17 protein-coding genes are annotated in these 23977 nt (G+C 67.8%); 4 read left to right on the top strand and 13 right to left on the bottom strand.

Features of this window, described 5'->3' with window-relative positions; genetic code table 11:
- Positions 1-139: 139 nt before the first annotated feature.
- The 6 genes from AC1RRR_RS02775 to AC1RRR_RS02750 all read right to left on the bottom strand — a co-directional run bounded on the left by AC1RRR_RS02775 (position 140) and on the right by AC1RRR_RS02750 (position 8706).
- Positions 140-1711 carry an alkaline phosphatase D family protein gene (locus AC1RRR_RS02775; RefSeq protein ID WP_492810383.1) on the bottom strand — a complete coding sequence of 524 codons (1572 nt, stop codon included), beginning with the start codon at positions 1709-1711 and terminating at the stop codon, positions 140-142.
- Positions 1712-1719: 8 nt separating this feature from the next.
- Positions 1720-4560, bottom strand: coding sequence for a TonB-dependent receptor (locus AC1RRR_RS02770; RefSeq protein ID WP_492810381.1), 2841 nt, complete (start codon positions 4558-4560; stop codon positions 1720-1722).
- 111 nt (positions 4561-4671) lie between these two features.
- Positions 4672-5631, bottom strand: a complete 960-nt coding sequence (locus AC1RRR_RS02765) for a FecR family protein (RefSeq protein WP_492810380.1) — start codon at positions 5629-5631, stop codon at positions 4672-4674.
- Positions 5624-6199 (bottom strand): RNA polymerase sigma factor, encoded by a 576-nt coding sequence (locus AC1RRR_RS02760; RefSeq protein WP_492810378.1) that lies wholly within the window; start codon positions 6197-6199, stop codon positions 5624-5626. The genes AC1RRR_RS02765 and AC1RRR_RS02760 overlap by 8 nt, the downstream gene beginning before the upstream one ends.
- Before the next feature lie 56 nt (positions 6200-6255).
- Positions 6256-7581: an MFS transporter gene (locus AC1RRR_RS02755; RefSeq protein ID WP_492810377.1), complete on the bottom strand. Its 1326-nt coding sequence runs from the start codon at positions 7579-7581 to the stop codon at positions 6256-6258.
- A gap of 57 nt (positions 7582-7638) precedes the next feature.
- Positions 7639-8706 (bottom strand): TetR/AcrR family transcriptional regulator, encoded by a 1068-nt coding sequence (locus AC1RRR_RS02750; RefSeq protein ID WP_492810375.1) that lies wholly within the window; start codon positions 8704-8706, stop codon positions 7639-7641.
- Between the two features lie 287 nt (positions 8707-8993).
- Between AC1RRR_RS02750 and AC1RRR_RS02745 the strand changes: the two genes are divergently transcribed.
- Both AC1RRR_RS02745 and AC1RRR_RS02740 read left to right on the top strand, forming a co-directional pair.
- Complete coding sequence (locus AC1RRR_RS02745; RefSeq protein WP_492810373.1) at positions 8994-11231, top strand: TonB-dependent receptor; 2238 nt, start codon at positions 8994-8996, stop codon at positions 11229-11231.
- 17 nt (positions 11232-11248) lie between these two features.
- Entirely contained in the window at positions 11249-12112 is an 864-nt protein-coding gene (locus AC1RRR_RS02740) for a tyrosine-protein phosphatase (RefSeq protein WP_492810372.1), read from the top strand.
- Positions 12113-12200: 88 nt separating this feature from the next.
- On the opposite strand, the gene AC1RRR_RS02735 is transcribed toward AC1RRR_RS02740, so the two are convergent.
- Positions 12201-13154, bottom strand: coding sequence for a hypothetical protein (locus AC1RRR_RS02735; RefSeq protein WP_492810370.1), 954 nt, complete (start codon positions 13152-13154; stop codon positions 12201-12203).
- Positions 13151-14368, bottom strand: coding sequence for a glycosyltransferase (locus AC1RRR_RS02730; RefSeq protein WP_492810368.1), 1218 nt, complete (start codon positions 14366-14368; stop codon positions 13151-13153). Before AC1RRR_RS02730 ends, AC1RRR_RS02735 begins: the two co-directional genes overlap by 4 nt.
- A gap of 170 nt (positions 14369-14538) precedes the next feature.
- On the opposite strand from AC1RRR_RS02730, the gene AC1RRR_RS02725 reads away from it, so the two are divergent.
- Positions 14539-15780 carry a glycosyltransferase family 4 protein gene (locus tag AC1RRR_RS02725; protein WP_492810366.1) on the top strand — a complete coding sequence of 414 codons (1242 nt, stop codon included), beginning with the start codon at positions 14539-14541 and terminating at the stop codon, positions 15778-15780.
- A gap of 16 nt (positions 15781-15796) precedes the next feature.
- Positions 15797-16990 carry an LptF/LptG family permease gene (locus AC1RRR_RS02720; protein ID WP_492810364.1) on the top strand — a complete coding sequence of 398 codons (1194 nt, stop codon included), beginning with the start codon at positions 15797-15799 and terminating at the stop codon, positions 16988-16990.
- Between the two features lie 17 nt (positions 16991-17007).
- Here AC1RRR_RS02720 and AC1RRR_RS02715 read toward each other — a convergent pair whose 3' ends face one another.
- From AC1RRR_RS02715 to AC1RRR_RS02695, 5 genes are all read right to left on the bottom strand, one after another.
- Complete coding sequence (locus tag AC1RRR_RS02715; RefSeq protein WP_492810362.1) at positions 17008-17946, bottom strand: aspartyl/asparaginyl beta-hydroxylase domain-containing protein; 939 nt, start codon at positions 17944-17946, stop codon at positions 17008-17010.
- 3 nt (positions 17947-17949) lie between these two features.
- On the bottom strand, positions 17950-19851 hold the full coding sequence (locus AC1RRR_RS02710; RefSeq protein WP_492810360.1) for a tetratricopeptide repeat-containing sulfotransferase family protein: 1902 nt from the start codon (positions 19849-19851) through the stop codon (positions 17950-17952).
- A complete protein-coding gene (locus tag AC1RRR_RS02705) occupies positions 19848-20468 on the bottom strand; it encodes an aspartyl/asparaginyl beta-hydroxylase domain-containing protein (protein ID WP_492810359.1) in 621 nt (206 codons plus the stop codon). Before AC1RRR_RS02705 ends, AC1RRR_RS02710 begins: the two co-directional genes overlap by 4 nt.
- A complete protein-coding gene (locus AC1RRR_RS02700) occupies positions 20465-21103 on the bottom strand; it encodes a sulfotransferase family 2 domain-containing protein (protein ID WP_492810357.1) in 639 nt (212 codons plus the stop codon). Before AC1RRR_RS02700 ends, AC1RRR_RS02705 begins: the two co-directional genes overlap by 4 nt.
- Before the next feature lie 71 nt (positions 21104-21174).
- Positions 21175-23964 carry a TonB-dependent receptor gene (locus AC1RRR_RS02695; RefSeq protein WP_492810355.1) on the bottom strand — a complete coding sequence of 930 codons (2790 nt, stop codon included), beginning with the start codon at positions 23962-23964 and terminating at the stop codon, positions 21175-21177.
- Positions 23965-23977: the final 13 nt, after the last annotated feature.

The raw sequence follows: 23977 nt of genomic DNA, 5'->3' as shown, positions 1-23977 counted from the left end.
CGACCTCGGCAATCCTCAGACAGACCCTCCGGCCGCTATCGGCCCCTCGGCGCCCCGCTTCGTGGCATATTCGACGCCTCGGCGCCTCGCGGCTTGGCTCACCCGGATCGCCGGATGCGCCGCGAGGCGCTCGCTGCGACTAGCTGACCGACAAGCCCGGCCGGCGGCGGTCGACCGCGAACCGCGCCACGGTCGACAATGCGCCGCCGGGCGTCGTCACCCTATCAACCACCTTGACGTCGGTGCGCCACACGTCGCGACCGATGTCGAAGATCTGATAACCGCGACGGGCGTCGAACAGCTTGCAGTGCGGGTTGTCGGCCGGCACGCCTTTCCACTCGTCCGACAATGCCACGCCGTCACCACCCGAACTGATCGAGCTCGAGACAAACTCCGTCGCCACGGCCAGGCTGTCCCACGCCCCCTCGCGCGCCGGCAGGACGCCGGCATGGTGCTGGTGCACGTCGCCGGTGGCGATCACGACATTGGTCAGCTTTCGGGCCTGGATCGCCGCGACCAAGCGCTCGCGGCTGGCGGCGTACCCGCTCCAGCTGTCGAGATTGGTGCGACCAGCGCCCCGCGTGGCTGGATACAAGAACGGCATCACCATCACCTGCTGGGCCAGCAGGTTCCAGCGCTGGTCCCCGCCCAGCCCTTGCTCCAGCCAGGCCGCTTGGGCCTCGCCCAGGATGGTCGGGCGCGGGGTCGAGTCCAGCGGCAGGCAACGCTCCAGCGCCTTGGCCCCACAGATCTGGCCGCTGCGGAACTGGCGCGTGTCGAGAACTTGGATACGCAGCAGGTCGCCCCAGTCGATCCGGCGATGCATGCGCACCGCGCCAGCGACCGGGAACGACGAACGGCGCACCGGCATGTTCTCGTACCAAGCCTGCATGGCCGCGGCCCGGCGCAGGCGGAAGATCTCGCGCGGAGTGGCGCCCTGGTCGTCGTCGCCGGCCCAGTTGTTGTCGACCTCATGGTCGTCGTACGAGGACAGGAAGGCGGCGGCCGCGTGGGCGGCCTGCAGGTCCGGGTCGGTCTTGTACTGGGCGTAGCGACGGCGGTAGTCGTCCAGCGAGTAGATCTCACCGCCCGCATGCTCGCGGAAGCAGACCCGGCCCTTGTCGGCATCCTTACTGACCGGACAACCCTTCCCGCCCGCGCCCTCGTAGATGTAGTCGCCGTAGTGGAAGATGGCGTCGAGATCCGGCTCCTGGCTCAGATGCTTGTAGGCCGTGAACAGCCCTGCCTCGTAGTGCTGGCACCCGGCCACGCCAAGCCGCAGACGGTCGGCGCGGGCGCCGGCGGCCGGCGTCGTACGCACCGTGCCCACCCGGCTGGTCTCGCCAGCGGCGGAAAAGCGGTACCAGTAGCGCGCGCCGGGTTTCAGGCCCTCGACCTCGACGTGGACCGAGTGACCCAGCTCCGGCCGCGCCGGCGCCTTGCCGGTGGCGACGATACGCGTGAAGCCCTCGTCCTCGGCCACCTCCCAGCCTACCGGCACGATGCGCGATGGCATGCCGCCGCCCAGCTCCAGCGGCTTGGTCGCCAGCCGTGTCCAGATCACGAAGCCGTCGGGCGCGGGATCACCCGAGGCCACGCCCAGGGTGAACGGATAGGCGCCCAGGCTCTGCGACCAGACGGGGCCGGAGGCCGCGCCGGCCAACAGCACGAGGCCGCCGGCCTGGATCAGGCGTCTGCGTTGAAGGGTCATGCCGGCGCTCACGGGCGGTAGATCACGTTGAGGAAGAAGGACTGACCCTTCTTCATCTCGGCCCGGCGTTCCTTCAGGTTCGCGTCGTAACCCAGGTAGAGGTCCTCATTGAGGATGTTCTTGGCCTGCAGCTTGACGATCCAGTCGCCGGCGATGCGGTAGCGCACCGTGGCGTCCATCTGGCCGCGCGCCTCGGGACCGCGGTTCAGCCACGGGCTGGCGCCGATGCCGTCGTAATAGGCGTCGCCCCAGTTATAGCCGACCCGGGCCTCGCCATCGTGCGGCAGCTTGTAGAACACCGCCGCGTTGGCCATCCAGTTGCGCTGGTACAGCAGACGGTCGATGTGCAGCACCTTGCCGTCGACGATGTAGTCCATGTCGCCCCAGGTGCGCGTGGCGTTCAGCGCGACCCCGACCTTGTCCTTCAGCGGCCCGGGCAGTCCCGGCAAGGCGTTGTTGATGTACTGGACCTCGATGCCGCGCAGCGTCGACTTGTTGGCGTTCATCGGGGTGCTGATCGTGTAGCGGAAGCCGTCGATCAGCTCCTCTTCCTTCAGCGCATAGATGTCGTCCTTCACCGACTTGGCGAAGGCGCCGATGCTGGCCAGACCCTTGGCGCCGTTGAAATAGGCCTCCAGCGTCAGGTCGAAATTGTCGGCCCGGCGCGGCTTCAGGTCGGGATTGCCGCGCGAGATCGTGAAGCTGACGTCATTGCGGGTCTCGGCCTGGGCGATGTCCTCGGGCGCGGGACGGCCCAGGGTGCGGCTATAGCCGGCCTTCAGGCGCACGTTGTCGCTGAAGTCGTGCACCAGGTTGAACGATGGCAAGAGGTGCGTGTAGTCGCCCTTGTACCGAGTCGTGCCCGGCTTGAAGACGCCGCCCACCGACACCGGCACGTCGGCCGAATAGTCGGCCACGTCCAGGCGCAGGCCGCCGATGAAGCGGGTGTGCGACAGGGCGTATAGCGCCGAGACATAGCCGTACGAAATCGTCTCGTCGTAGCGATAGTCCGACGCCAGCGAGGCGCTGGCCGACGAGGCGGCGTTGGTCGCCAGGGTCGGCAGGATGTCCTGACGGAACTTGGCGTAGTTGACCCACACCACCGGATAGTTCCACAGCCACGGCCGATAGCCGGTCGGCGAATAGTCGTAGCCGGCCAGGGTCGACTTGCCCGGCGTGTAGACGGTCTGGTCCAGGTTGCGGCTGACCTCGAAGCGGCGCGACCCGACGCCGGCCTTGTAGCCGAAGCCCAGGGTGTCGGAGTCGAAGTTCCGCGAGAAGTCGAGCTTGACCTCGGTGGCCGTACCCTTGGCCTTGGTCAGGGTGTCGCCGGCGGTGAGCAGCGAATATTTGGCCGGATCGGTCAGGCCGTCCGTGCCGTCCAGCGTGAACTTCACCGACGGCTCGGACATGTCGTAGTTGATCGACAGGTTCGTCGGCTTGGACTGGTAGGCGTTGGCCCATTCCAGGTCGTAGAAGGTGCTGGTGTTGTAGCCGGCCCGCAGCTCGATATTGGTCCGCTCGTCGATGTCGTAGCGGGTCTTGAACAGGGCGCCCCGCGCCTCGTTCTCGAAGCGGTCGTAGTTGAAGGCCGTGCGCACATCCGGAACCTTCAGCGTGCCGGTGTGCTGGGTCTGGTTCGACAGGTTGGCGAAGGCCCGCAGGGTAAAGACGTTGTTCGTCTGGTCTTCGGTCTGCTTGTAGTCGTAGACCATCAGCGAGCTGTACCAGCGGTCCGTCGGCTTGAACTCGAACGTCGCCGAGCCGCCGAAGGTCTTGATGAAGCTGGTGAACTCGTAGTCGACCATCGCCTGGGGCGCGGGATCGAAGCCGTTCCAGTTGGGCTGGTCGGGCGTCGTGGCCGCGCCCGTCGCCGTGTAGTAGGTGCGGGCGTTGGGGTTGCGTTTGACGTCGTCGTACGAGCGCTGCTGGTAGGTGCCGCTGAGCACCAGGCCGAACGTCTCGTCCGGACCCAGGCGGTGGCTCCACAGCGCCTTGATCCCGCCGCTCCACGGCGAGTCCTTGTAGCCGCCCAGGCTGTTGCCGCCGGGCACGTCGTTGTTGGTGACGTAGTTGACGAAGGTGTCGACGTAGAACTTGTCCTTGCCCCGGCCATAGGCGCTGTAGGGCACGATGTTGATCACGCCGCCGATCGCGCCGGCGTCCTGGTCTGCGGTGAAGGTCTTGTAGATCTCGGTGGTGCGGGCCGCCTGGCTGGGGATCAGGGCCAGGTCCACCCGGCGCTGACCCGCGCCCTGGTTGGCGACCGAGATCATGCCGATGCCATCGACCGAGACGTAGTTCAGGTCGGGCGTGATGCCGCGTACGGCGACGTATTGGCTTTCCTGCTCGCCATACAACACCTGCATGGTGCTGACGGCGGGAACACGGCTGAGCGCCTCGGCTAGCGACTGGTCGGCCAGGTCGCCGGTGTCGTCCTGCGTGAGGGCGTCGACGACGGTCAGCGCATTGCGGCGGGTGGCGATGGCTTCCTGGTTCTGGAGCGCGGTGCCGGTGACGACGAGGGCTTCGACGGCGCTGGCCTCTTCACCCTGTCCGGTCGGAAATCGGGCCCCACCGGCGTCCAGCGTCACGACGACACCGTCCTGCGAGGCGACCCGCAAGCCGGTGCCGGCCAGCAGCTTGTCCAGCGCCGCGCGCGGCTCCATCGCCCCCGACACGGCCTGGGTCTGGACGCCCTGGGTCAGCGGCGCGGGGGCCAGGACCTGAAAGCCGGCCTGGCGCGCGAACTGCGGCAGGCTGCTGGAGGCCGGTTGAGCCGGAATGTCGAAGCGACGAACTTCGGCCTTCGCACTTAATGGAACCACGATCGCGGTCGACGCAACCAAGGATAGAATAAAGCTGTTACCGCGATGACCAAGCACTGTCGCACCCCTTTTGTCGACTTGTGCGCGATAGATGCTTGGCGACGGCGAATTCCTTCAGGAACAGGCCTGGTTTTATTGTGAATTTTCGATGACGATCGAGCCGCCATCTTCCCGCATCGCGCCGCCGGTCATGCGCGAGGCCGCCAGGGCGAACTTCTCCGGCTGGTCGATCAGGAAGTAGCCCACGACCGTCCGCTCGCCGATCGCCGGATCCGCCAGCACGATCTTGCGCTCGTTGTAGCGGTTGAACTCGGCGACGGCCGAGGCGACCGTGTCACCGTCGAAGACGATCTCGCCGCGCCGCCAGGCCAGGACGTCGTCGGGCCGGGCAGCTTTGGCCGAGATGACCCGCTTGGCGCTGTCGGCGACGAAGGCCGACTGCCCGGCCGAGATCGCCACCGGCGCCTCGCCCTGCCCGTCCCTCCAGGCCACGACCCGCCCCTCGGTGACCACGACCTGAGCCCCGTCGGCCAAGCGCCGGACCGAGAAGGCCGTGCCGGTCGCCCGCACATGCACTGGCCCGGCGTCGACGATGAACGGATGGACGTGATCCTTGGCGACCTGGAACCAGGCTTCGCCCTGGCGTAGAGCCAGACGCCGCTCGGCGCCGCCCAGCTTCACGCGCAGCCGGCTGTCGGTGTTGATCATGGCCACCGAGCCGTCCTGCAGGGCCACCCGCCGCTGTTCGCCAACCTCGGTCTTGAAGTCACTGACCGGCGCGCCCCACAGCACCGCGGCCGCCGCGAGCCCCGCTGCCGCGGACAGACCCACACCCCAGGCCCAGCGCGAACGCACCCGGGCGGCCTTGTGGGCGTCACGCCGAGGCGGCGGCAGCATCTTGCTGACCACCTGGCCGTGATCCATCAGCCGCAGCCCCGCCTGCGCCCGCAACAGAGCGCCACGATGGCGGCGATCCTCGGCCATCCAGGCCTCCAGCTCGGCGCGCTGGGCGGCATCCAGCTCGCCCGCGTCCTCGCCCGCGTCGAGACGCACGGCCCAGGCGGCCGCCTTGGTGTCGATCGCCTCAGACACGGGCGCTCTCCCGTGAACGGCGCGGCAGGGCCTCGGCCGACACCCCGCCTGCATCCTCGGCCAGGGCCTTGAGGATCACGCGCAGGCCGCGGATCGTATTGTTCTCCACCACCGACTCGGAAACGCCCAACCGCTGGGCCGTCTCCTTCTGCGAGAACCCGTGGATCCGGCGCAGCTCTATCACCTGGCGGCAGATCGGCGGCAGTGTGGCGATCAGGCCCAGCACGCGCTCCAGTTCGCGGCGCGCGCCGGTCACCTGTTCGGGCGACGGCTCGTCGTCGGCCAGCCGCAGGGCGTCGATGTCGGTGACGCTCTCGATCCGCACCACCCGTTCGCGCCGCAGCCGCTGCAGCATGATCGAGCGCGCCGTCGCCAGGAAGTAGGCCCTGCCGCTGCGGATGTGGGCGACCGAGTCCAGCTCGCTGATCTGGCAGTAAGCTTCCTGGATAATGTCGTCGACCTCGGCCGAGCGACGTGTGACCCGGGTCAACCAGGCGCGCACGAAGCCTTCGTGCTGAAGGATATTGAGAGCGACCCAGTCGACGGTCGCGTCACGACTGAGCTGCACAGAACCCCCGCCTCTTGCCGAAGGGGCTCGAAGACCACGACTGCGCGACGGTTTTATTACAGAGGCTGCAGCGCCCCTGCGCCGCCCAGGGCCGTTCGCGGACGCCCCAGGGCCAGGACGACAAGGCCCACAGCGCCGACCAGGATGGATGGCAAGACGAAGACGACACGGAAAGCCGTGCTCGCATTCGCGCTCAGCGCCGCCCCGTCGCCGCCGGCCATGGACAGGAGCGACAGAGCAAACCAAGCGCCCGCGCCCATGGCCAGCCTCATGGCGATGTTGCAGACCGAATGACAGCTGGCGCCGCAACGCAGGCCCGCCGTGGCGCTGTCGTGCGCGATCTCGGCGACCATCGCGCGCAACACCAGAAAATCCAGGCCGGCGGACAGGCCGCGCAACGTCAGGAAACCGATCGCCGCCGGCAGCATGCCGACGGGTAGGATCAAGACCAGCGGCGCGGTGATCAGCTGCCAGCCATAGTTCAGCGCCAGCAATGCGCGGGGGTCGAAGCGCGCGCCAAACTTGCTCCAGACCGGCGTCGTCACCAGCATCACCGCCGTCTGCAGCAGAAGCAGCGTGCTTCCCCAGCCCCGCAAGCCCAGCCCGCCCTCCACGAAGAACAGAAAAACGGCGCCGCTCGCCGCCGGTGCAAAGCCCGCCAGGGCATGCATCAGCAGCACCTGCCGCATCCTCGGCAAGCGCATCAGTTCGACGAACAAAGTCAGCGGATTGGCCAGTTTCGCGCCGTCGCCGCGCGCGAGATCGGGCTCGGGTATGAGGCGCAGCACGATCACGACGATCAGAGGACAAAGGACCAGTAGCGCAACGCCCAGCGCGGCCACCTGCCCCTCCAGCCCCGTCCCGAAACCCCGCTCCAGCGCGGACGGCAACAGCAGGATCGCGATGGTCCCAGCCGCGGCGAACCAGAGCTTGCCGGCGGTGATCCGCAACCGCTCGTCGGCGTCCCGCGCCAGCTCAAGACCCCAGCCGCCATGCGGCGTCACCAGCATCACATAGCCCAGGTGGAGCACGAGGCAGGCGGCAACCAGGGTGGCCAAGTTCGTCCACGGCCAGTCAAAGAACACACCCGCAGCCCCCAGCATGATCAGCGGCGCGCCGGCCGCCATCCAGGGCCGGCGCAGGCCCCATCGCGTCGGGAACCGGTCGCTGGCCCAGGCGATCACCGGCTCGGCCAGGCCATCGAATAGCCGGATGGCCATCAGAAGCGCGCCCACCGCCCCCAGCGACAGGCCGAACTTGGTGGCGAAGAGACTGGGCAGATAGGTTCGCCACGGGATCTCGATCGCCTGCATGATCAGTATGGGCGACGAAAAGACGACCAGCCCGAACAGGCTCAACCGCTCCGATGATTTGACGCGCACGGTCGCCCCCTTGTCGGCGCATTGTCCAATGCGCCGATGACGACCATGTGACCCGGCCTAGCGGCGGGCGAACCGGCTCAGCAGAGGGCCGAAGTCGCCATGGGGCGGATCGGGATCATGCGCCCTGCCGCCGCACAGATAGGCGCGAACGCGACCGCCCATCATGGCCGAGGCGACCACGTTGTCGATCGAGGCCATCGATACGTGCGGCCCCAGAAGATCCTGCATGAAGCGTCCGGCCGAGCCGCCGCGCATGTAGTGCAGCTGGGCGGCGAAGGCCTGGAGATCCGGATCGCGCGCCGCCGCCACCAACAGCTCCTCCATGCCCAGCAGGTCCGCGCGTTGCGGAACACCGAAGGCCGACCGGTCGGGAGACGTGAACGGCGCTGGCGTGTCCAGGCTGCCTGGCGGCACGACGCGGCGGTAGACGGCGTCGAATGCTGCTTTCAGCAGGTCAGCGCTGGTCCTGAACTTGTAGGAGACGACGCCCAGGGTCAGCCCGGCCTCGGCGGCCACGGCGCGATGGGTCAGGCCGGTTACGCCCCGCTTGGCGACCGTCACCGCGGCCGCGGCAGCGATGGCGCTGGCAGTGTCGTCTTCGGGCGGTGACGGCATGATCAGGGCGGCGGCGTCAAGCTTGGCGCGATCGAACCAGGCGCTTGCCCCCGCGGTCCGGCCGGCCGCCCAGCAGGCCCAGCCGTCGGACAGCTCAGTCAGCGCGGCCCGGTCGACCGGCCTGCGCCATCGCAGCAGATGCAGGCCGCACAGACCATCGAACACCCAGGCTGTCGCGGTCCCCAGGTCAGAAAGTCCCAGGCGGTCGCAGACCTCCTGCCAGAAGCCCAGCCACAAGGCGTCCCACTTGGCGCAGGCGGCAATGTGGCGCTCGTCGCGCAGAGCCATCAGCTGCCCCTCGCGTCGAGCGAAGGCCAGAATCCGCCGCGTCTCGCACCAGTCGTCCACCAGAGCGGCCAGCAGCGGCCCCAGCGCCGCCGCGCCCCGGATCTCGGTCCCGATCGCGTCCAGCTGGGCGGCGCACCAGCGCTCGGCCTCGGCCCGGGCTTCCGCCTGGGCGGTTTCCAACAAACGCTCTAAATCGCCAAAGTGATAGTAGATGGCCGACATCGGCAGCCCCGCCGATCCGGCCAGGGAACGCCCCGAAATCCCGCCAGAACCCTCCAGCTCCCACGCCGAAAGCGTCGCTGACACGAGTTTTTGCGCAGACAAGTGCGCTTTTTCGCTCTGTTCGGATCGCCCAGCCGGCATACAGCACTCCCTTACCAGAGCCGATATTCGACGATCCGCACGCTCAAGACAAGCGTCACACAGGTTACATACAAACGCTCTAAATGGCCGGTCGACCAAGTCAGGGGACCACCATGCAACAACCTACTTCGACACTGCGAGCGGCAATGCTCGCGAGCGCCGCGCTCGGCCTGCTCTTCCCGATGGCGGCGCACGCCGAAGCGGCCGATGCGCCGGCGGCGACGGCGGACGCCCAGCTGAGCGAGATCATCGTCACGGCCGAAAAGCGTGAGACAAACGTTCAGAAGACGCCGATCGCCATTTCGGTGATGGACTCCCAGGCGCTGACCAACCGTCACGTCGAGAGCCTGCTGGACCTGAAGGACGGCGCCGTGCCCTCGCTGCGCATCACCCCGACCTTCACCCGCAACTCGGCGCTCAGCATCGGCGTGCGCGGCATCACCGGCGGCGACCCGAACCAGCCCAGCCGCGACGCCGGCATCGGCATGTATATCGACGGCGTCTATCTGGGCCGCGCCCAAGGCCTGGGCATGGCGCTGATGGACATCGAGCGCGTCGAAGTACTGAAGGGCCCGCAAGGCACGCTGTTCGGCCGCAACTCGGTGGGCGGCGCCGTCAGCATCGTCTCGCGCAAGCCGACCGGCGACTTCGACCTGCGCCAGGTGATCGGCGTGCGTAATCTGGGCGGCTACTCGACCGAAACCCACCTGAACCTGCCGGCCGTCAACAATGTCAGCGTCAAGTTCGACGGCCTGATCGCCAAGCGCGACGGGACCGTGAAGAACCCCTTCCAGGGCGCGGACGACTTCAACCAGTTCGACCGTCGCGGCGCGCACATCGGCGCGCTGTGGGAGCCGAACGCCAGCTTCAGCGCCCAGCTCGACGCCGACTACAGCTACGACGCCTCGACGTCCTACTATGTTCAGCTCGTCACCAAGAACCCCGCCTCCGCCGCCCTGGCGCCGCTGGTCAAGCTCCAGTCGGAGCGCGCCGACACCGCCGATATCGGCCTGCCGGAACAGCCCAGCGTGGGCGAGACCTATGGCTATGGCCTGCACATGAGCTGGCGCCCGAACGAGGATCTCGAGATCCGCTCGATCACCGCCTGGCGCCACCTGCGCCAGAACCAGTACGACAACGGCATCGGCGCCCACGCCGGCCCGTTCGTGCCGAACGCCAACTTCGGCCGCTACAGCCTGGCCTCGATGCGCCAGCACCAGTTCAGCCAGGAACTGCAGTTCGTCGGCGACGCCGCTCGCCTGCAGTACGTCGGCGGACTCTACTATTACCACGAGGCTGGCGACGACGACGCCTGGACCCCGAGCACGATGAAGTGGAATGCCGACGGCACCGTCGCCACGCCGATCCCGACCTTCGCGGCCGGCGCCGCCACCGTCTTCCCGGATCGCGCCAGCACGGCGACGGCCGACAGTTACGCCGCCTTCGGCCAGGCGACCTGGACCCCGCCGATCCTCGACGACAAGGTGCGCCTGACGGCCGGCGGCCGCTACACCCACGACGAGAAGAGCGGTCAGCTCTACAAGGTCAACGGCGCCAACACGGCCTACAATTTCGACTTCTCCAAGAGCCACTTCGACCCGCAGGTCATCCTGGCCTTCGATCCCAGCAGCGACGTCGAGGTCTACGGCAAGTGGGGCACGGCCTATCGCGCCGGCGGCGCCAATTCGCGCTCACTGACCTACCGCTCGTACGGCCCTGAAAACGTCTCGACCTTTGAAGGCGGCCTGAAGACCACCTTCTGGGACAAGCGCGCCCGCCTGAACCTGGCGGCCTATTCGACCCGCTACACCGACATCCAGATCGACTTCCTGGCCCCGCAGGCGGCCACCAATCGCACCACGGTGGAAACCACCAACGCCATGGGTCGCGGCACGATCAAGGGCTTCGAGATCGACGGCTCGCTGGCGCCGCTGCCTGGCCTGACGATCTCGGCCAGCTACGCCTATACCGAGGCCAAGCTGCCGGCCGCGCCCAATCCGTTCAATAAGGGCATCCCGACGATCGTCTACGTCACCAACACGCCCAAGAACGCCGGCAGCGTCTCGATCGACTACAGCCTGCCGGTCGGCGGTGGCGCGGCGATGCTCAAGGCGCACCTCGACGCCAACATCGCCGACGGTTACCGTTCGATGGCCGGCGAGGCGACGCTGACCGACAGCTCGTTCCTGGTGAACGGCCGCCTGGCGCTGGCGGGCCTGGACCTGTCGCGCGACGGCAAGCTGGAGCTGGCCCTGTGGGCGCGCAACCTGCTCAACGAGCAGCACCTGTTCGTGAAGAGCCACGCCGCCTGGGCTGTCATTGGCGACTACGGCGTCTTCAACGACCCGCGCACCTTCGGCCTCGACGCCACGCTGCGCTTCTAAGATCCAGAGAGGACAAGATGCGTAAACTCATCCTCGCCAGCGCGTTCGGCGCGCTCGCCCTCCTGGCGCCGGTCGCCGGGACGCTCCACGCCCAGACGCCGACCGCTGCCCAGGTCGCGCACAACCGTGTGCTGCCCCTGCAAGGCGGGCAGAACTTCCGGGATCTCGGCGGCTATCCCACCCGCGACGGGCGCACCGTCAAATGGGGCGTGCTCTATCGCTCAGGCGCGATGAACGGCCTGACCGACGCCGACTTCCTGTACCTGGCCAAGCTGGGCATTCGCACGGTCTGCGACTTCCGCAGCACCGAGGAGCGCCAAGCCGCGCCGGTTCGCTGGCCCGCCGGACAGACGCCTCGCGTCCTGGCTGACGACTACCGGATGGACGCCATGGGCTTTGACTTCAAGGCCGCCAGCAGCTGGACCGGCGAGCAGGCCCGCGCGGTCATGACCGCGCAGTATCCGCATACGCTGGTGCGCTTCAACAGCCAGTACCGCCGGATGTTCGAGCAACTCCTGGCCGGCGACACGCCCCTGGCGTTCAACTGCTCGGCTGGCAAGGACCGCACCGGCGTCGCCGCGGCCCTGATCCTGACCGCGCTGGACGTGCCGCGCGAGACGGTCATCGAGGACTACCTGCTCAGCAACCGCTACTTCGATCCGAGGAAGGGCCTCGCCCAGGACGACGCCGCATCCCAGGCCTGGCGACGGCTGCCGCCGGGGGTGCTTCAAGCGTTCATGGGCGTCGACCGCAGCTATATCGAAGCGACCTTCAAGGTCATCGACGGCCATGCCGGCGGAGCCGAGGGCTACCTCCGCGACGAACTGGGCCTGGACCGCGCCAAGCTGGCGACGCTGCGCCGCCTCTACACGACCAAGTGACGACCCGAGCGGGCGCGGAACTGACGTTCCCGCCCGCTCCCCGCCGCCTCGAGCGCCTTCAGGAAGGTCAGGACCGCAGGTCGCAGCCTCATGAACCAGGAGGTCGCACGCCGTCGACAGCGAGACCAGAGGGAGCGCCCCGCGACGCGGACGCTCGCCGCACACCGCGAACCAGATCGAGCGCGCCGAGACCGACAATGACCGCCAGATGCAGTCCCAGCGTCATGACCGCCAACGCCGCCAGCAGCACGGCGACGGCGGAATGCGCGCCGAGCAGCAGCAGCATCAGGTTTCCGAACACCAGATCCTTGTTGGTGATCAGCGGAAGGCGCGACACTAACGAGCGAAGGGCCAGGAGAACGACCCACAGGCTGAGCTCGACGCCTGGCAGCGCCATGGCGCAAACCAGGATCGTGAGCACGGACCAGGCGGCCAGGCGCAGACCGCAGACCACGGCGACATAGACCAGTTCGCTCGTGCGCAGCGAAAACACTCGGCGTCCAAAGATCAGAACGCCGATCGAGATCGCCACCGGAATGAGCCCTGACCACAGGGCCGGCCCTAGTCGCTGGCCGAAATCCAGGTCGCGCAACTGCGTGGCGGTGATGCCTGCCAGGACCAGGGTCAGCAGATTGCCCAGCAGCGCCGAGATGATGTTGACGTCCTTGATGGCGGCGAAGGGCGCGGGCACTGCGGCCGCAGCCCGCCGCGCCCAGACATAGAGAAACGCCTCGCCGCTGTAGCCGAGGACGACCTCGTTGATGACGTTCTTACGCAGCAGCGCCTCGACGCCAGCCAGGGGCAGATTCCAGAGCCGCCGGAAGATGGCGTAGTCGAAAACCGGCTGGACGAGGTAGAGCAGCACGAGGGTCGGCCAGACCAGGGGCGGCAGCTGGCCGATCGTCTTCAGGACCTCGTACGTCGCGTCGCCCATTTGCAAGACGACGGCGCCGACCAGTCCCAACGAGACAGCGACGCCCAGCAGGTTCCACCAGACAGAGGCCCTGTCCTTCATGGCGTCAGGTTGCGTCACGTCGGTCACGCTTCCGCGCCGACCGGCAGAAGCGGATGCGAGGCCGAGTGCGAGGCTACAGGCAAAGCCCGCGCCGCCACCGCCTGATAGTGCTCGAACAGGTCCGCGAAGTGGTCGGTATCGTGACGCACGCTGGCTGCCGCCTCGATCGCCGCGGCCTTTAGCGCGCTCTGATCGCGCGCGAACAGGCGACGGATGGCGCCCGCCGCCGCCTCGACGTCGCCAGAGCGATAGATCTCCGAGGTCGAGGGTTTGGCGAGATCGGCGAAGCCTCCACGATCCGGCCCCACCAGAGGTAGGCCGCTGGCCATGGCCTCGGCCGGCAACAGGCCGAAGGTCTCGGAGTCGCAGCCGTGCACGAGGGCGTCCGCGCTAGCCAGGAGCCCGGCCAGTCGGGGCCGGTCGCGGATCGGCGGGATCAGGTGGACGTTGGGCTTGCCGGCGACGGCGCGCAGGACGCGGGCGCGGTCGATGCCGTCACCGACCACGACCAGGCCGATCGGCACGTCGGCGCTGGCCCGGCTCACCGCCTCGATCACCATCGGCCAGCGTTTTTCGGGATGGAAGCGCCCCACGGCCAGGGCCAGCTTGGCGTCGTCGGGACAACCACAAGCCTCGAGCAGTTCGGATCGCAGGCGCTCGTCGCGTAGCGCGGGCGAGAACGAGCTCCGGTCGACGCCCAGCGGAATACCCGCCACCGAGGCCACGCCGTGCTGCTCGAATCGCTTGGCCAGCCAGAGCCCACCGGCGACGACGGAGGAGAAGCGTCCGGCCAGTCCGCGGAGATAGCTCCAGAACCACTCGAACAGCTGGTCGATCCGTTCGGGACTGGCGACCGGGGCTAGCCATCGCTGCGGATAGATCGCCACCGGGTCGGCATGCATGAACATGGCCCTCGGGACGGGCGCCTGCCAGCTCGCGACGATCCAGGCCCCACGCCAGGGCGAGGAAGCCTCGACCAGGTCCGGCGCCAGCGAATCAAGCCAGCGATGCACGGGCGCCGCGTCCCAAAACATGTGGTAGTTCGCGTCGAATGGCAGGCTCGGGCAGCGAACCTGGATCAGCGCGCCCGAGCCGCGCGGCTCGACCCTGTCCTCCGGGCCTGGCGCGATGACGAACAGGTCGTGGCCCAGCTGGGCGGCGGCCTCGAACTTGCGGTCGATATAGGTCCGCACGCCCCCGCCAGTGGGCGAATAGAACTCGGCGACGTCGACGATCCGCATCCGGCGTGTTTCCCCCAGGAACCCCGACGCCATCGCTAAATCAGTACCGTGACGGTGATGCGTAGGTCGCCTTCATAAAACCGACGGCGACACCTGCTGTAACAGCCCTACATGCGGCTTTGGGAGTGCGTCGTGGTCGGGGGACTAAGGCGCACGGGGGAACAACTGCCATGGACTTTAGGATCTCGGCCCATGCCGATGGCGCGCGTCCGTTGCGGATCGCCCTGTTCTCGGGGAACTACAACTACACCCTGGACGGGGCCAACAAGTCGTTGAACCGACTGGTCCGCCACCTGGAGGGCACGGTCGGCGCCCAGGTGCGGGTTTATTCGCCAACCGGGCCGAACCCCGCCTTCGAACCGGCGGGCGAGCTGGTCTCGGCGCCGTCGGTGAGAATCCCCTTCCGGAACGACTACCGCCTGGCGCTAGGCCTGCCCGGCTTCCTGCGCCGCGACGTCGAAGCCTTCAAGCCAGACCTCATCCACCTATCGGCGCCCGACCTTCTGGGCTCGGCGGCGCTGCGGCTCGGCCGCAAGCTGAAGACCCCGGTGGTCGCCAGCCTGCACACGCTGTTCGACACCTATCTCGACTATTACGGCCTGGGCTGCCTTCAGTCTCTGGTGCGCCGCCAGCTCTGGAAGTTCTACGGCGCCTGCGACTACGTCATGGCCCCGACCGAGGCCATCGGCGACGAGTTGCGGGCCCAGAACCTGGCCGCCCGCGTGCGGACCTGGGCGCGCGGCGTCGACCCCGACCTGTTCCACCCCGGACGGCGCTGCGAGACCTGGCGGGCCAGCCAAGGCTTCGCGCCCGACCGTCCGGTCATCGTGTTCCTGGGACGGATCGTCATGGAAAAGGGCCTGGCCGCCTTCACCGAGACCGTCGGACGGCTCGAGGCGGCGGGCCACGCGCCGCAAGTGCTGGTGATCGGCGACGGCCCGGCTCGCGCCTGGTTCCAGGAACGACTACCGAACGCCGTGTTTGCGGGCTTCCTGTCCGGCGAGGCCCTGGCCACGGCCCTGGCCAGCGGCGACATCTTCCTCAATCCCAGCACCACCGAGACCTTCGGCAACGTCAATCTTGAGGCCATGGCCAGCGGTCTGGCCATGGTCTGCGCCGACGCGCCCAACACCCGCGCCCTGCTGCGGCATGGCTACAACGCCAGGCTCTGCGCCGACCAGCCGCACGCCTATGCCGACGCTTTGTCCGAGCTCATCCTTCAGCCCGACACGCGCCGAGATCTGAGCGCCAAGGCGCTGGAGCGTAGCGCCGCCTATCGCTGGACAACGATCTTGGACGAGGTCGTGGAGGTCTATGCCGAGGCCTTGAGCGCGCGGGCGACCGCACCGTCGCCTCGGGTCCTGGAACACCGGCGCGGCGTCCCGCAGGTCGCCGGCGCGCCGGCGCTCTGAGATTCCGCGTATCCCCATGTTTCCGACGATCCTCGACCGATACCTGCTGAAGCGCACCCTGACGCCGATGGGCGCGGTGCTGATCAGCACGATGGTGGCATTCCTGATGGAGCGCCTCATGCGCTCATTCCAGCTACTGTCCCAGACGACGGAAGGCTTCCGGTTCCTGACCGAACTGCTGGTCAACCTGGTCCCGCACTATGTCGGCCTGACCCTGCCGGGGGGCTTCTTCATCGGCCTGTTCGTGGTCGTGAACGGCCTCAACAAGAGCTCCGAGATCGACGCCATGCTGGCCGCCGGCATCTCGCTGGGCCGCTTCGCCACCCCGTTCGTCGGTCTCGGCCTGGTGCTGATGATGTTCAGCGTGCTGCTGTTCGGCTTCATCCAGCCCTACAGCCGATACGCCTACCACGCCGTGCTGCACGCTGCGGAGAAGGCCGGATGGAACGGCGACGTGCGCCCCAAGGCCCTGCTCTCCACGGGTCCCGTCTTCCTGACTGCCGACTATGCCGACGCCAGCGGACGTCGTCTGGAACGCATCTTCATCCGTACGGTCGAGGCCGATGGGCGCGAGGACGTCGTGACGGCGGTCTCGGCCATCGTCCACAAGGCGCCCGGCGATCCCACCGTCACACTGGAACTGCACGACGGCCGGCAGATCAGCACCACACGCGACGCCCGCGTCTATGTCGCCAACTTCTCGCGCGTGTCCTTCGATCTGCCGCTATCGCTGTCGCAGAAGTTGTTTCGCGTGCGTGGCGACGAGGTCAGCGAACTGACGCTCATCGAGCTGGCGCAACGGGGCTTCGGCAAGGCCCAGCCCGCCCTGCCCCGACAGACCCTTCTAGCCGAGTTCTACAGCCGCTCGTCGCGCGCGCTGATCCTGCCCCTGTTGCCGCTGCTGGCCGTGCCGTTCGGTCTCAGCGCCAAGCGGGCCGGATCCAGCTCGGCGATGGCGGCCGGCGGCGTCCTGCTGTTCCTGTTCGAGACCTCGATGATCCTGGGCCACGCCATGGCGTCTAGCGCAGGTCTTCCAGCGGCCCTGACGATCGGCCTGCCGGCCGCCGTCTTCGCGATCGCCTGCGTCGCCATCTGGGTCGCCAGCCGCAAGCGCCCCGGCGAAAACCCCGTCAGCTGGGTCAGCGAACACATCGCCGAGCTCTTCGCCGCCGTCGCCCAAGCTCTGCGGCCACGCCGGCGCGTCGCCTAGTCACGGAACGCCTGCGTCTACTCCGCGACCAGATGCTGCAACACCCGCTTTTCCAGCACCAGCAGCGCGCTGACGGCGTTGGTGCGCATGACCAGCCCTTCGGCCAGCGGCGTCGCCGCGGCGCGTACGGCCCCCGCTAGCCGCAGGAATTCTGGCCGCCCCTGCCCGCTGACGCCGTGCAAGGCGCACAGTTGACGCCAGTCGAATACGAAGCTCTCCAGCAGCAGGCTGAACCGCGCGGCGCGCGCCTTGGCCTCAGCGGTGTCGGCGGCGATCGTCAGCTCCGCGCGTAGGTCGTCGATCAGCCACTGTACCTCCGCAGCTGGCATGACCGGAGAGCGCTGATCGTTCTCGGTCAGCAGCCGGTGGTCGCCGCCCACCTCCCAGCCGACCGTCCGCCACTGCTCGCGAGGCGGTGTCGGGCCACTGGCGAACCGCCAGAACGACGCCGTGCCGGTGGTGTCGGCGACAAGATGGATACGGGCTTGGCTGGCCTTGTTCTCGACGTGATGGCGACGCCAATTGTCGAAGATCCAGGCCTCGCCGGCGGCCATGTGGACGACCTCGCCGTCGCAGTGGAAACGCACCTCGGCCTGCGTAAAAACCGGAATGTGCAACCGCACCCGTGTGTGCCAGTGATAGTTGATGTCGGCATGCTCGGGCACGCCCGCGCCGGGCGCCAGGCGCATCAGCCGCGAACGACTCCACACCACGCCGAAGCCCGCCAGGACCTGTCGCAGATAGGGCATGGCCTCCAGCCACGGCGTCGGCAGCATCTGGCCGTGGACGGCGTCGGTCTCGGCCCCGCCGGCGCTGATCAGGCGCGCCGCGCTGTTGCCCGGAAGTTGGTCCGGATGGGCGACCCAGGCCGCGTCGGGCAAGGCCGAGACCTCGGCCTGCAGGCGAGACACGTCGAACAGAACGGGCAATTGAAAGAAGGGGCGCGACAGGCGCATCGGTCAGTTCCTGTAGCCGGTGACGGCGTCGCCCAGCGCGTCCCGCAGGCCGTCCAGCCAGGGCGCATAAAGCGTCCACTGGGTCAGGCCCTCGCGGCCCAGGGGCTGCCGCACCTGTTCGGAGCTAGGCGTGCGCACGCTGCGCTGGGTCTGGTGAAAGTCCAGGCAGGCCGGCTCGAACGACAGGCCGGCATGGGCCAGCATGCGCCGCACGCCGCCGTCCAGATCCTCGACCACGTCCTCGTACTGGACCCGCAGCACCCTGCCCGGCAGCACCGCATTCCAGTGGCGCATCAGGTCGAGATAGGCGCGGTAGTAGCGTGCGATGTCGTCGGCGCCATAGGTGAATTCCTGATTGGCCGTGCCGAACAGCTGCTTGAGATTGGAGAAGCCGCAGGCCATCGGCTCGCGGCGTACGTCGATGATCGTGGCGCGCGGCAGGATCAGATGGATCAGCCCCACGTGCCAGAAGTTGTTGGGCATCTTGTCGATGAAGAATGGCCGGCCCAGACGGCGATGGACCTGCGTCTCGGCCAGGAAACGTTCACCCAGCGCCCTCGCCTGCCCGGCCGTGAGGGCCAGCAGCGCCTCGGGCTCCAGCGGCAGGCCGCAGTCCGGATCGCGGCCGCACAGTTCGCCGGCATAGCGGCCGATCTCGGTCAGTTCCTGGGTCCCTTCGACCTGCGAATGGGAAGCCAGGATCTGCTCGATCAGGGTCGAGCCCGAGCGTGGCAGGCCCAGCACGAAGATTGGCGCTGGATCATCCACGCCCCAACCGGCGCGCTCGGCGAAGACCTCGGCGGTGAACACCGACTTCAGCCGGGTCACGCAGGCCTCGGCGACATCCGGACGCCAGCGGCCCAGCCCTCGCCGCACCGCGTTACCGCGGGCATAGGATCGCCATGAGGCGTCGTACTCGCCCCGATCCTCCAGCGCCTTGCCCAAGGCGAAGCCCAGATAGACGCGGTCCATGTCCTGCAGGTCGTTGCGAGCCTCCAGGGCGCGCATCCGCGTGACCTCGTCGTCGGTGAACCGATAGGTCTTGAGATTGGCCAGGCTGAACCAGGCCACACCGTTGTCCGTCCGGGCCGCCAACGAGGCGCGGTAGTCGGCGACCGCCTCGGCCTGCCGCCCGGTGACCTTCAGGGCGTTGGCCCGCCACAGGCGCAGATCGGCGACCTCCGGCCCGGTCGGCGGCAGGCCGTCCAGCAGCCGCGCGTAAAGATCGATCACCGGCTCGTGGTCGCCCAGGGCGACACAGGCCGCGCCGTACTGCTTGAGATAGTCGCGGTTGCCCGGATCGTGTTCGAGCAGGCGCTCGGTTTCCTGTCGGGCCGCGAGCGGCTTCTGCCGTTGCAGCAGCACCATGGCGTAGTCGAAGCGAGCGGGATGATAGTCCGGAGCGCGTTCGACCACAGCCGCCAGCACCGCCTCGGCCTCCTCCAGATCGCCGCGCTCCTGGCGGATCCGCGCGAGCAGGCGCGAGGCGCCGACATTGTGCGGATCCTGGTCCAGGTAATCGCGCAGCACGTCTTCGGCCAGCTCCAGGTCGCCGTCGGCCAGCAGGCTGTTGGCGGCCACGATCGCCGGTGGCAACTGCTGCAGGATCGCCAGTTGCCGCGCCGCCGCGGCCGCCTGGCCTGGGTCCCCGGCCATCCGATAGAGCTGCTCCAGCATGTCCCAGCTGGCCGGCAGGGTCGGATTCAGGCGCACGGCCTCGTGCAGGGCCGCGATGGCCGCCGGTCCGTCGCGCAGCAGGATCTGGCAGTGGCCGCGCTCTTGGTGCAGCCGGCTGAACCGGGGATGCAGCGCCTCCAGCCGCGCCAGTGTGGTCAGGGCGTCCGGCAGACGCTGGCGGGCGCGCAGGTCTTGGGCTTCCCGCAGCAGGGCGTCGCGCTCGCTCATCGCGCCGCGCTCGCCGACAGGAATGGCGCCAGCCAGTCCGGGTCCGGCTGGTCGGCGTCGTAATATTCGAAGATCAAGTGGACGCGATCGGTGTCGCCGTCATTGCGCACCCAGTGCGGACCCAGGTTGTTGACCTCCACCGCCTCGCCAGCCGGGAAGCAGTGCTCAGCCCCGCCAAAGAAGGACACCACTCCGGGATTGGTCGTCAGCGGCACGTGGATCTTGTGCGGCCATTTGGCCGCCGGGTTGGCGTCCACATGCGGATGGATCACCCCGCCCGCCGGCATCCTGGCCAGCATCACCCTGGGAAAGACCCCGCGCGCATAGCCATAGTCGCCGACGGCCTCCGCCAGCACCGGCTCCAGCAGGCCGCGCCACTGGGCCCAGGCCGGACGATCGTGCGAGGCGCGCCAGTCGCGGGGGCCGTCGATGAAGCGGAAGACGATGTGGCGTGTGGCGTCCAGCGCTTCGAACTTGTTCGGCTTGCCGGCGTTCTCGGCCGCCCAGACCTCTTCGGGGATCGCCAGGACGGCCGTCCGCAGCGCGCCGATATCGACCGGACCCAGCGGGCGCACGGTCGTGGTCTTGCGCGGATTGGCGGCCGGGGCGGCGCTCATCGCGGCCCCTCGAAGTCGTAGCCGAACAGCTCCAGATCCTGGGCGTAGCGCGCCGCGACGCCGTCGATCAGGGCTTGGTCATAGTAGTCGCGATAGTCGCCGCGCCGCGTGCCGTTGACGCGGTCGAGCGGGCGCGAGGCAAAGCCCAGGCGCGCGCAGATCGCGTCATACGACCCTTGCATGTCCTCGACGCGGCCGACCGCGTCGGTCAGCAAGGTCTGGCCATCCTCGTCCACCAGCAGCGAGGCCTGCGGCTGGAACAGGATGTGCTGCTCCGGCGGCGCCGCGAACAGGAAGTGGCGCATAGCGTCCCGCGGCTGCCGCTCGAACACGTCGCCGCCGCGCAGCATGAAGGCGCAGTACGAGACGAAACGATCGAACGGATTGCGCACGAAGGCGAACTTGAAATAGCCGCCGAACGCCTCCTCGCCGAGATAGGGCCGCACCTGGCGCAGAGACAGGTGCCCGTGCTGGATCGCCGCCAGGTCCTCCCAGGGGAAGCGCTTGTTGACGAACAACCCGACCTGCTCGACGTCGTCGTCGCTCAGGTGCTCGCGCAGGGCCTGGCGCACGGCGTGGGTGCCGGTCTTGGGCACCGCGGCGAAGACGAAACGGTGTTTGTGGGAAACGATCATGGGTCCGGAAACACGGGAAAGGCGCCCGCCTCCTTAAAGGAAGCGGGCGCCCAACCTAGCGTGCGCTCATGTCAGAACTTGTAGCTGAGACCCATCATGTAGGTCCGGCCACTTTGGGTCTGGTTGTAGAGGTAGCGGTTCTGACCCCAGAACTGCGTGTCCTTCTGGTTGGTCAGGTTGATCGCATCCAGCGACAGCTGGAGCTTGTCGGTGATGTTGTAGAAGGCCGCGGCGTCCACATAGGTGGACCCTTCAAAGCCCCGCGTGCTGGCGCTCATCGGGTCTTCGCTACGACCCGAGTACCAGCGGTCGCGGTGGCTCATCGAGCCACGCAGGCCCCAGTTGTCGGTCTCGTAATAGAGCGTGAAGTTGTAGCTCGTCTTCGAGATACCCGTCAGGGCGTCGTCGGCGTCGACATAGGTGTAGTTGGCCACCGCGCCCAGCTTGTCGAACGGCGCGGGCAGGAACGAGAATTCGGTCTGCGCGGCCAGCTCGACGCCGGTCAGCTTCTTCTTGCCCGCCACGTTGATGGGCATCGAGAATTCCGAGACGATGGTGTTGGCCGTCGCGCCCGGAATGGTCGTGTACGGAACGCCGGTCTGACTGAACGGCACGTTCTCCAGGGTCAGCGAGCCGATGAAGTTGTCGATGCTCTTGTGGAACACGCTGGCCGACAGCAGGCCGACCTTGCCGAAGTAGTACTCGACCGACACGTCCAGCGTGGTGTCCTTGTAGGGCTTCAGGTTCGGGTTGCCGCGCGAGGCGGTGATCTCGCCCGAGCTGTCGTCCTTGAACGCGCTGCCCTCGGCCGCCATCGAGCCCAGGCCCGGACGGTTCAGGTTCTTCGAGGCGGCGAAGCGCACCAGCACTTCCGGCGTCAGCTCCAGCACCGCGTTCATGGCCGGCAACACGCCGTCATAGCTGCCGCTGACGTCGGTGGTGCCCAGATAGGCGTAGCTGTCGCCTTGGATCCAGCCGGTGCTGTGGGTGTCGGTCTGATAGCCGCGCAGGCCGGCATTGCCGCGGAAACGCATGCCGCCGATCTCGCTGTCCCAGTCCACCTGGACGTACTCGGACACGGTCTTTTCCGTGGTCGTGTAGACGTTCTCGATGTCCTGCAGCGCGCCGCCCGTGCCGTCCGTGTTCTTCTCGAAGCGGTGGTATTCCTTGTACTTGGCGAAGGCCTTGTCGTAGTCGCCGATCAGCCATGAACCGAAGCTGTTCTTGAACACCGAGGTGACGTCGCCGACCGCCGTGCCGCGCATCTTCGAGCGGGTGCCGTTGACGTTGTCGTCATAGAACACGTCGCGGCCGCCCTGCACGAAGCGGTGATAGGCGACGCCGGCGCGCAGCGTCAGGACGTCATTGAGCTCATAGCGGGCGTTCAGCACGCCTTCCTTCAGCTCCGACTCGTTGTTGAAGCCGCGGTAATAGAACGAGTCCATCGCGTAGGTGGACGCGTCGGTGGGGTTCCAGCCCGGATACTGGAAGTCAGCCGATTGGCCATCCGCGCCGTAGTTGGCGATCAGATTGCCCTTGGCGCGCATGTACAGCTTGTCGTCGTACGGCGTCTTGTAGGTCGACTTTTCGTAGCCGGCGTGGCCGTCGATCGTCAGGCGCTCGGACGCGTTCCACTCGCCGGTCAGGGCGATCTGGTTGAAGCGGTTCTTGTTCAGCGAGCGACGGTGCTCGCTGCCGAACGTCGTGCCGGTGACGTCGGTCATGGTGACGTAGTTGTTGGCGTCCCAGGCCAGGTTGTTGATCACCGAGCCCTTCTGGAAGGCCGCCGGCCACACGCCGCCGGCCGGGGCGTCGAACGCGATCGAGCCGTCGGAGTTCAGCGGCCGGGTGGCCAGGTGCAGCTCGTCGCGGTGGGTGGTGAACCGGCCGTGCAGCGCGTCCAGCGTGAACAGCAGATTGTCCGTCGGCTTCCATTGCAGCGCGGTCGTGATGCCCAGGCGCTCCATCTTGGCGTCCCACGAGGACAGACGGTTGCCGTCGGCGAAGATCAGGTCGCCGGACAGGAACTTGGTCTTCTGCGCGGCCGTCAGCTTGGAGATGTCCAGGCCGGCGGCGACCATCGAGGCCAGCTTGGCGGCGTCGGGCTGGTCGTAGTTATAGGTGTTGTGGCCCTGCTCGGTGGTGCGGCGCTTGGCGTAAGCGACCGAGACCAGCGCGCCGAACTTGTTGTCCCAATTGTAGCTGAACAGGCCGGCGACGCGCGGCTGGGTGTCCTTGGTGTACTGGTTGGTACCGGCCTTGACCGAGATCGCGCCCTTGGCGCCGGGCGCGTAGTCGAAAGGCTTGCCGGTGAACAGGCCGACCGTGCCGGCCATGCCGCCTTCGTTCTGGGCCGCCTGGTAGGTCTTCTCGACCTCGACCTTCGAGAACAGTTCCGACGCGAAGATGTTGAAGTCGAAGGCGCGGTCGCGCGAGCGCTGGCCGCGGCTGTCCTGCGCCGAGTCGACATTGCCCAGCACTTCCATGCCGTTCAGCTGGACGCGGGCGAAGTCGGGACCCAGGCCCCGCAGCGAGATGCGTCGGCCCTCGCCGGCTTCGCGGTTGATCTGCACGCCCGGCAGGCGCTGCAGCGACTCGGCCAGGTTCAGTTCCGGGAACTTCGCCATGTCTTCGGCGACGATCGCGTCCTTCTGGATCACCGAGTCACGCTTGATGGTGCGCGCGTCGGCTAGCGACTTGCGGTAGCCGGTGACGACCACCTCGTCGACGGCGTCACTGGCGGCGGCCTGCTGTGCGAGCGCAAGCCGCGGGCTGGCGCCGGCGACCAGCGCCGCGACGGTGGCCAGCAAAAGCCTCTTGAAGTTCGGGCGCGTGGCCAGAACGGAATATTGCTTTGGCATGAGAGATCCCCTG

The organism is Caulobacter sp. GW821-FHT12D05 (genome assembly GCF_058807295.1).
This window is presented reverse-complemented; position numbering and strand designations above follow the sequence as displayed.

Excerpts from the sequence above, each read along its gene's own strand:
- AC1RRR_RS02775 (WP_492810383.1), bottom strand. The coding sequence starts at position 1,711 with ATGACCCTTCAACGCAGACGCCTGATCCAGGCCGGCGGCCTCGTGCTG.
- AC1RRR_RS02750 (WP_492810375.1), bottom strand. The coding sequence starts at position 8,706 with ATGTCGGCCATCTACTATCACTTTGGCGATTTAGAGCGTTTGTTGGAA.
- AC1RRR_RS02745 (WP_492810373.1), top strand. The coding sequence starts at position 8,994 with ATGCTCGCGAGCGCCGCGCTCGGCCTGCTCTTCCCGATGGCGGCGCAC.
- AC1RRR_RS02740 (WP_492810372.1), top strand. The coding sequence starts at position 11,249 with ATGCGTAAACTCATCCTCGCCAGCGCGTTCGGCGCGCTCGCCCTCCTG.
- AC1RRR_RS02730 (WP_492810368.1), bottom strand. The coding sequence starts at position 14,368 with ATGCGGATCGTCGACGTCGCCGAGTTCTATTCGCCCACTGGCGGGGGC.
- AC1RRR_RS02725 (WP_492810366.1), top strand. The coding sequence starts at position 14,539 with ATGGACTTTAGGATCTCGGCCCATGCCGATGGCGCGCGTCCGTTGCGG.
- AC1RRR_RS02720 (WP_492810364.1), top strand. The coding sequence starts at position 15,797 with ATGTTTCCGACGATCCTCGACCGATACCTGCTGAAGCGCACCCTGACG.
- AC1RRR_RS02715 (WP_492810362.1), bottom strand. The coding sequence starts at position 17,946 with ATGCGCCTGTCGCGCCCCTTCTTTCAATTGCCCGTTCTGTTCGACGTG.
- AC1RRR_RS02710 (WP_492810360.1), bottom strand. The coding sequence starts at position 19,851 with ATGAGCGAGCGCGACGCCCTGCTGCGGGAAGCCCAAGACCTGCGCGCC.
- AC1RRR_RS02705 (WP_492810359.1), bottom strand. The coding sequence starts at position 20,468 with ATGAGCGCCGCCCCGGCCGCCAATCCGCGCAAGACCACGACCGTGCGC.
- AC1RRR_RS02700 (WP_492810357.1), bottom strand. The coding sequence starts at position 21,103 with ATGATCGTTTCCCACAAACACCGTTTCGTCTTCGCCGCGGTGCCCAAG.
- AC1RRR_RS02695 (WP_492810355.1), bottom strand. The coding sequence starts at position 23,964 with ATGCCAAAGCAATATTCCGTTCTGGCCACGCGCCCGAACTTCAAGAGG.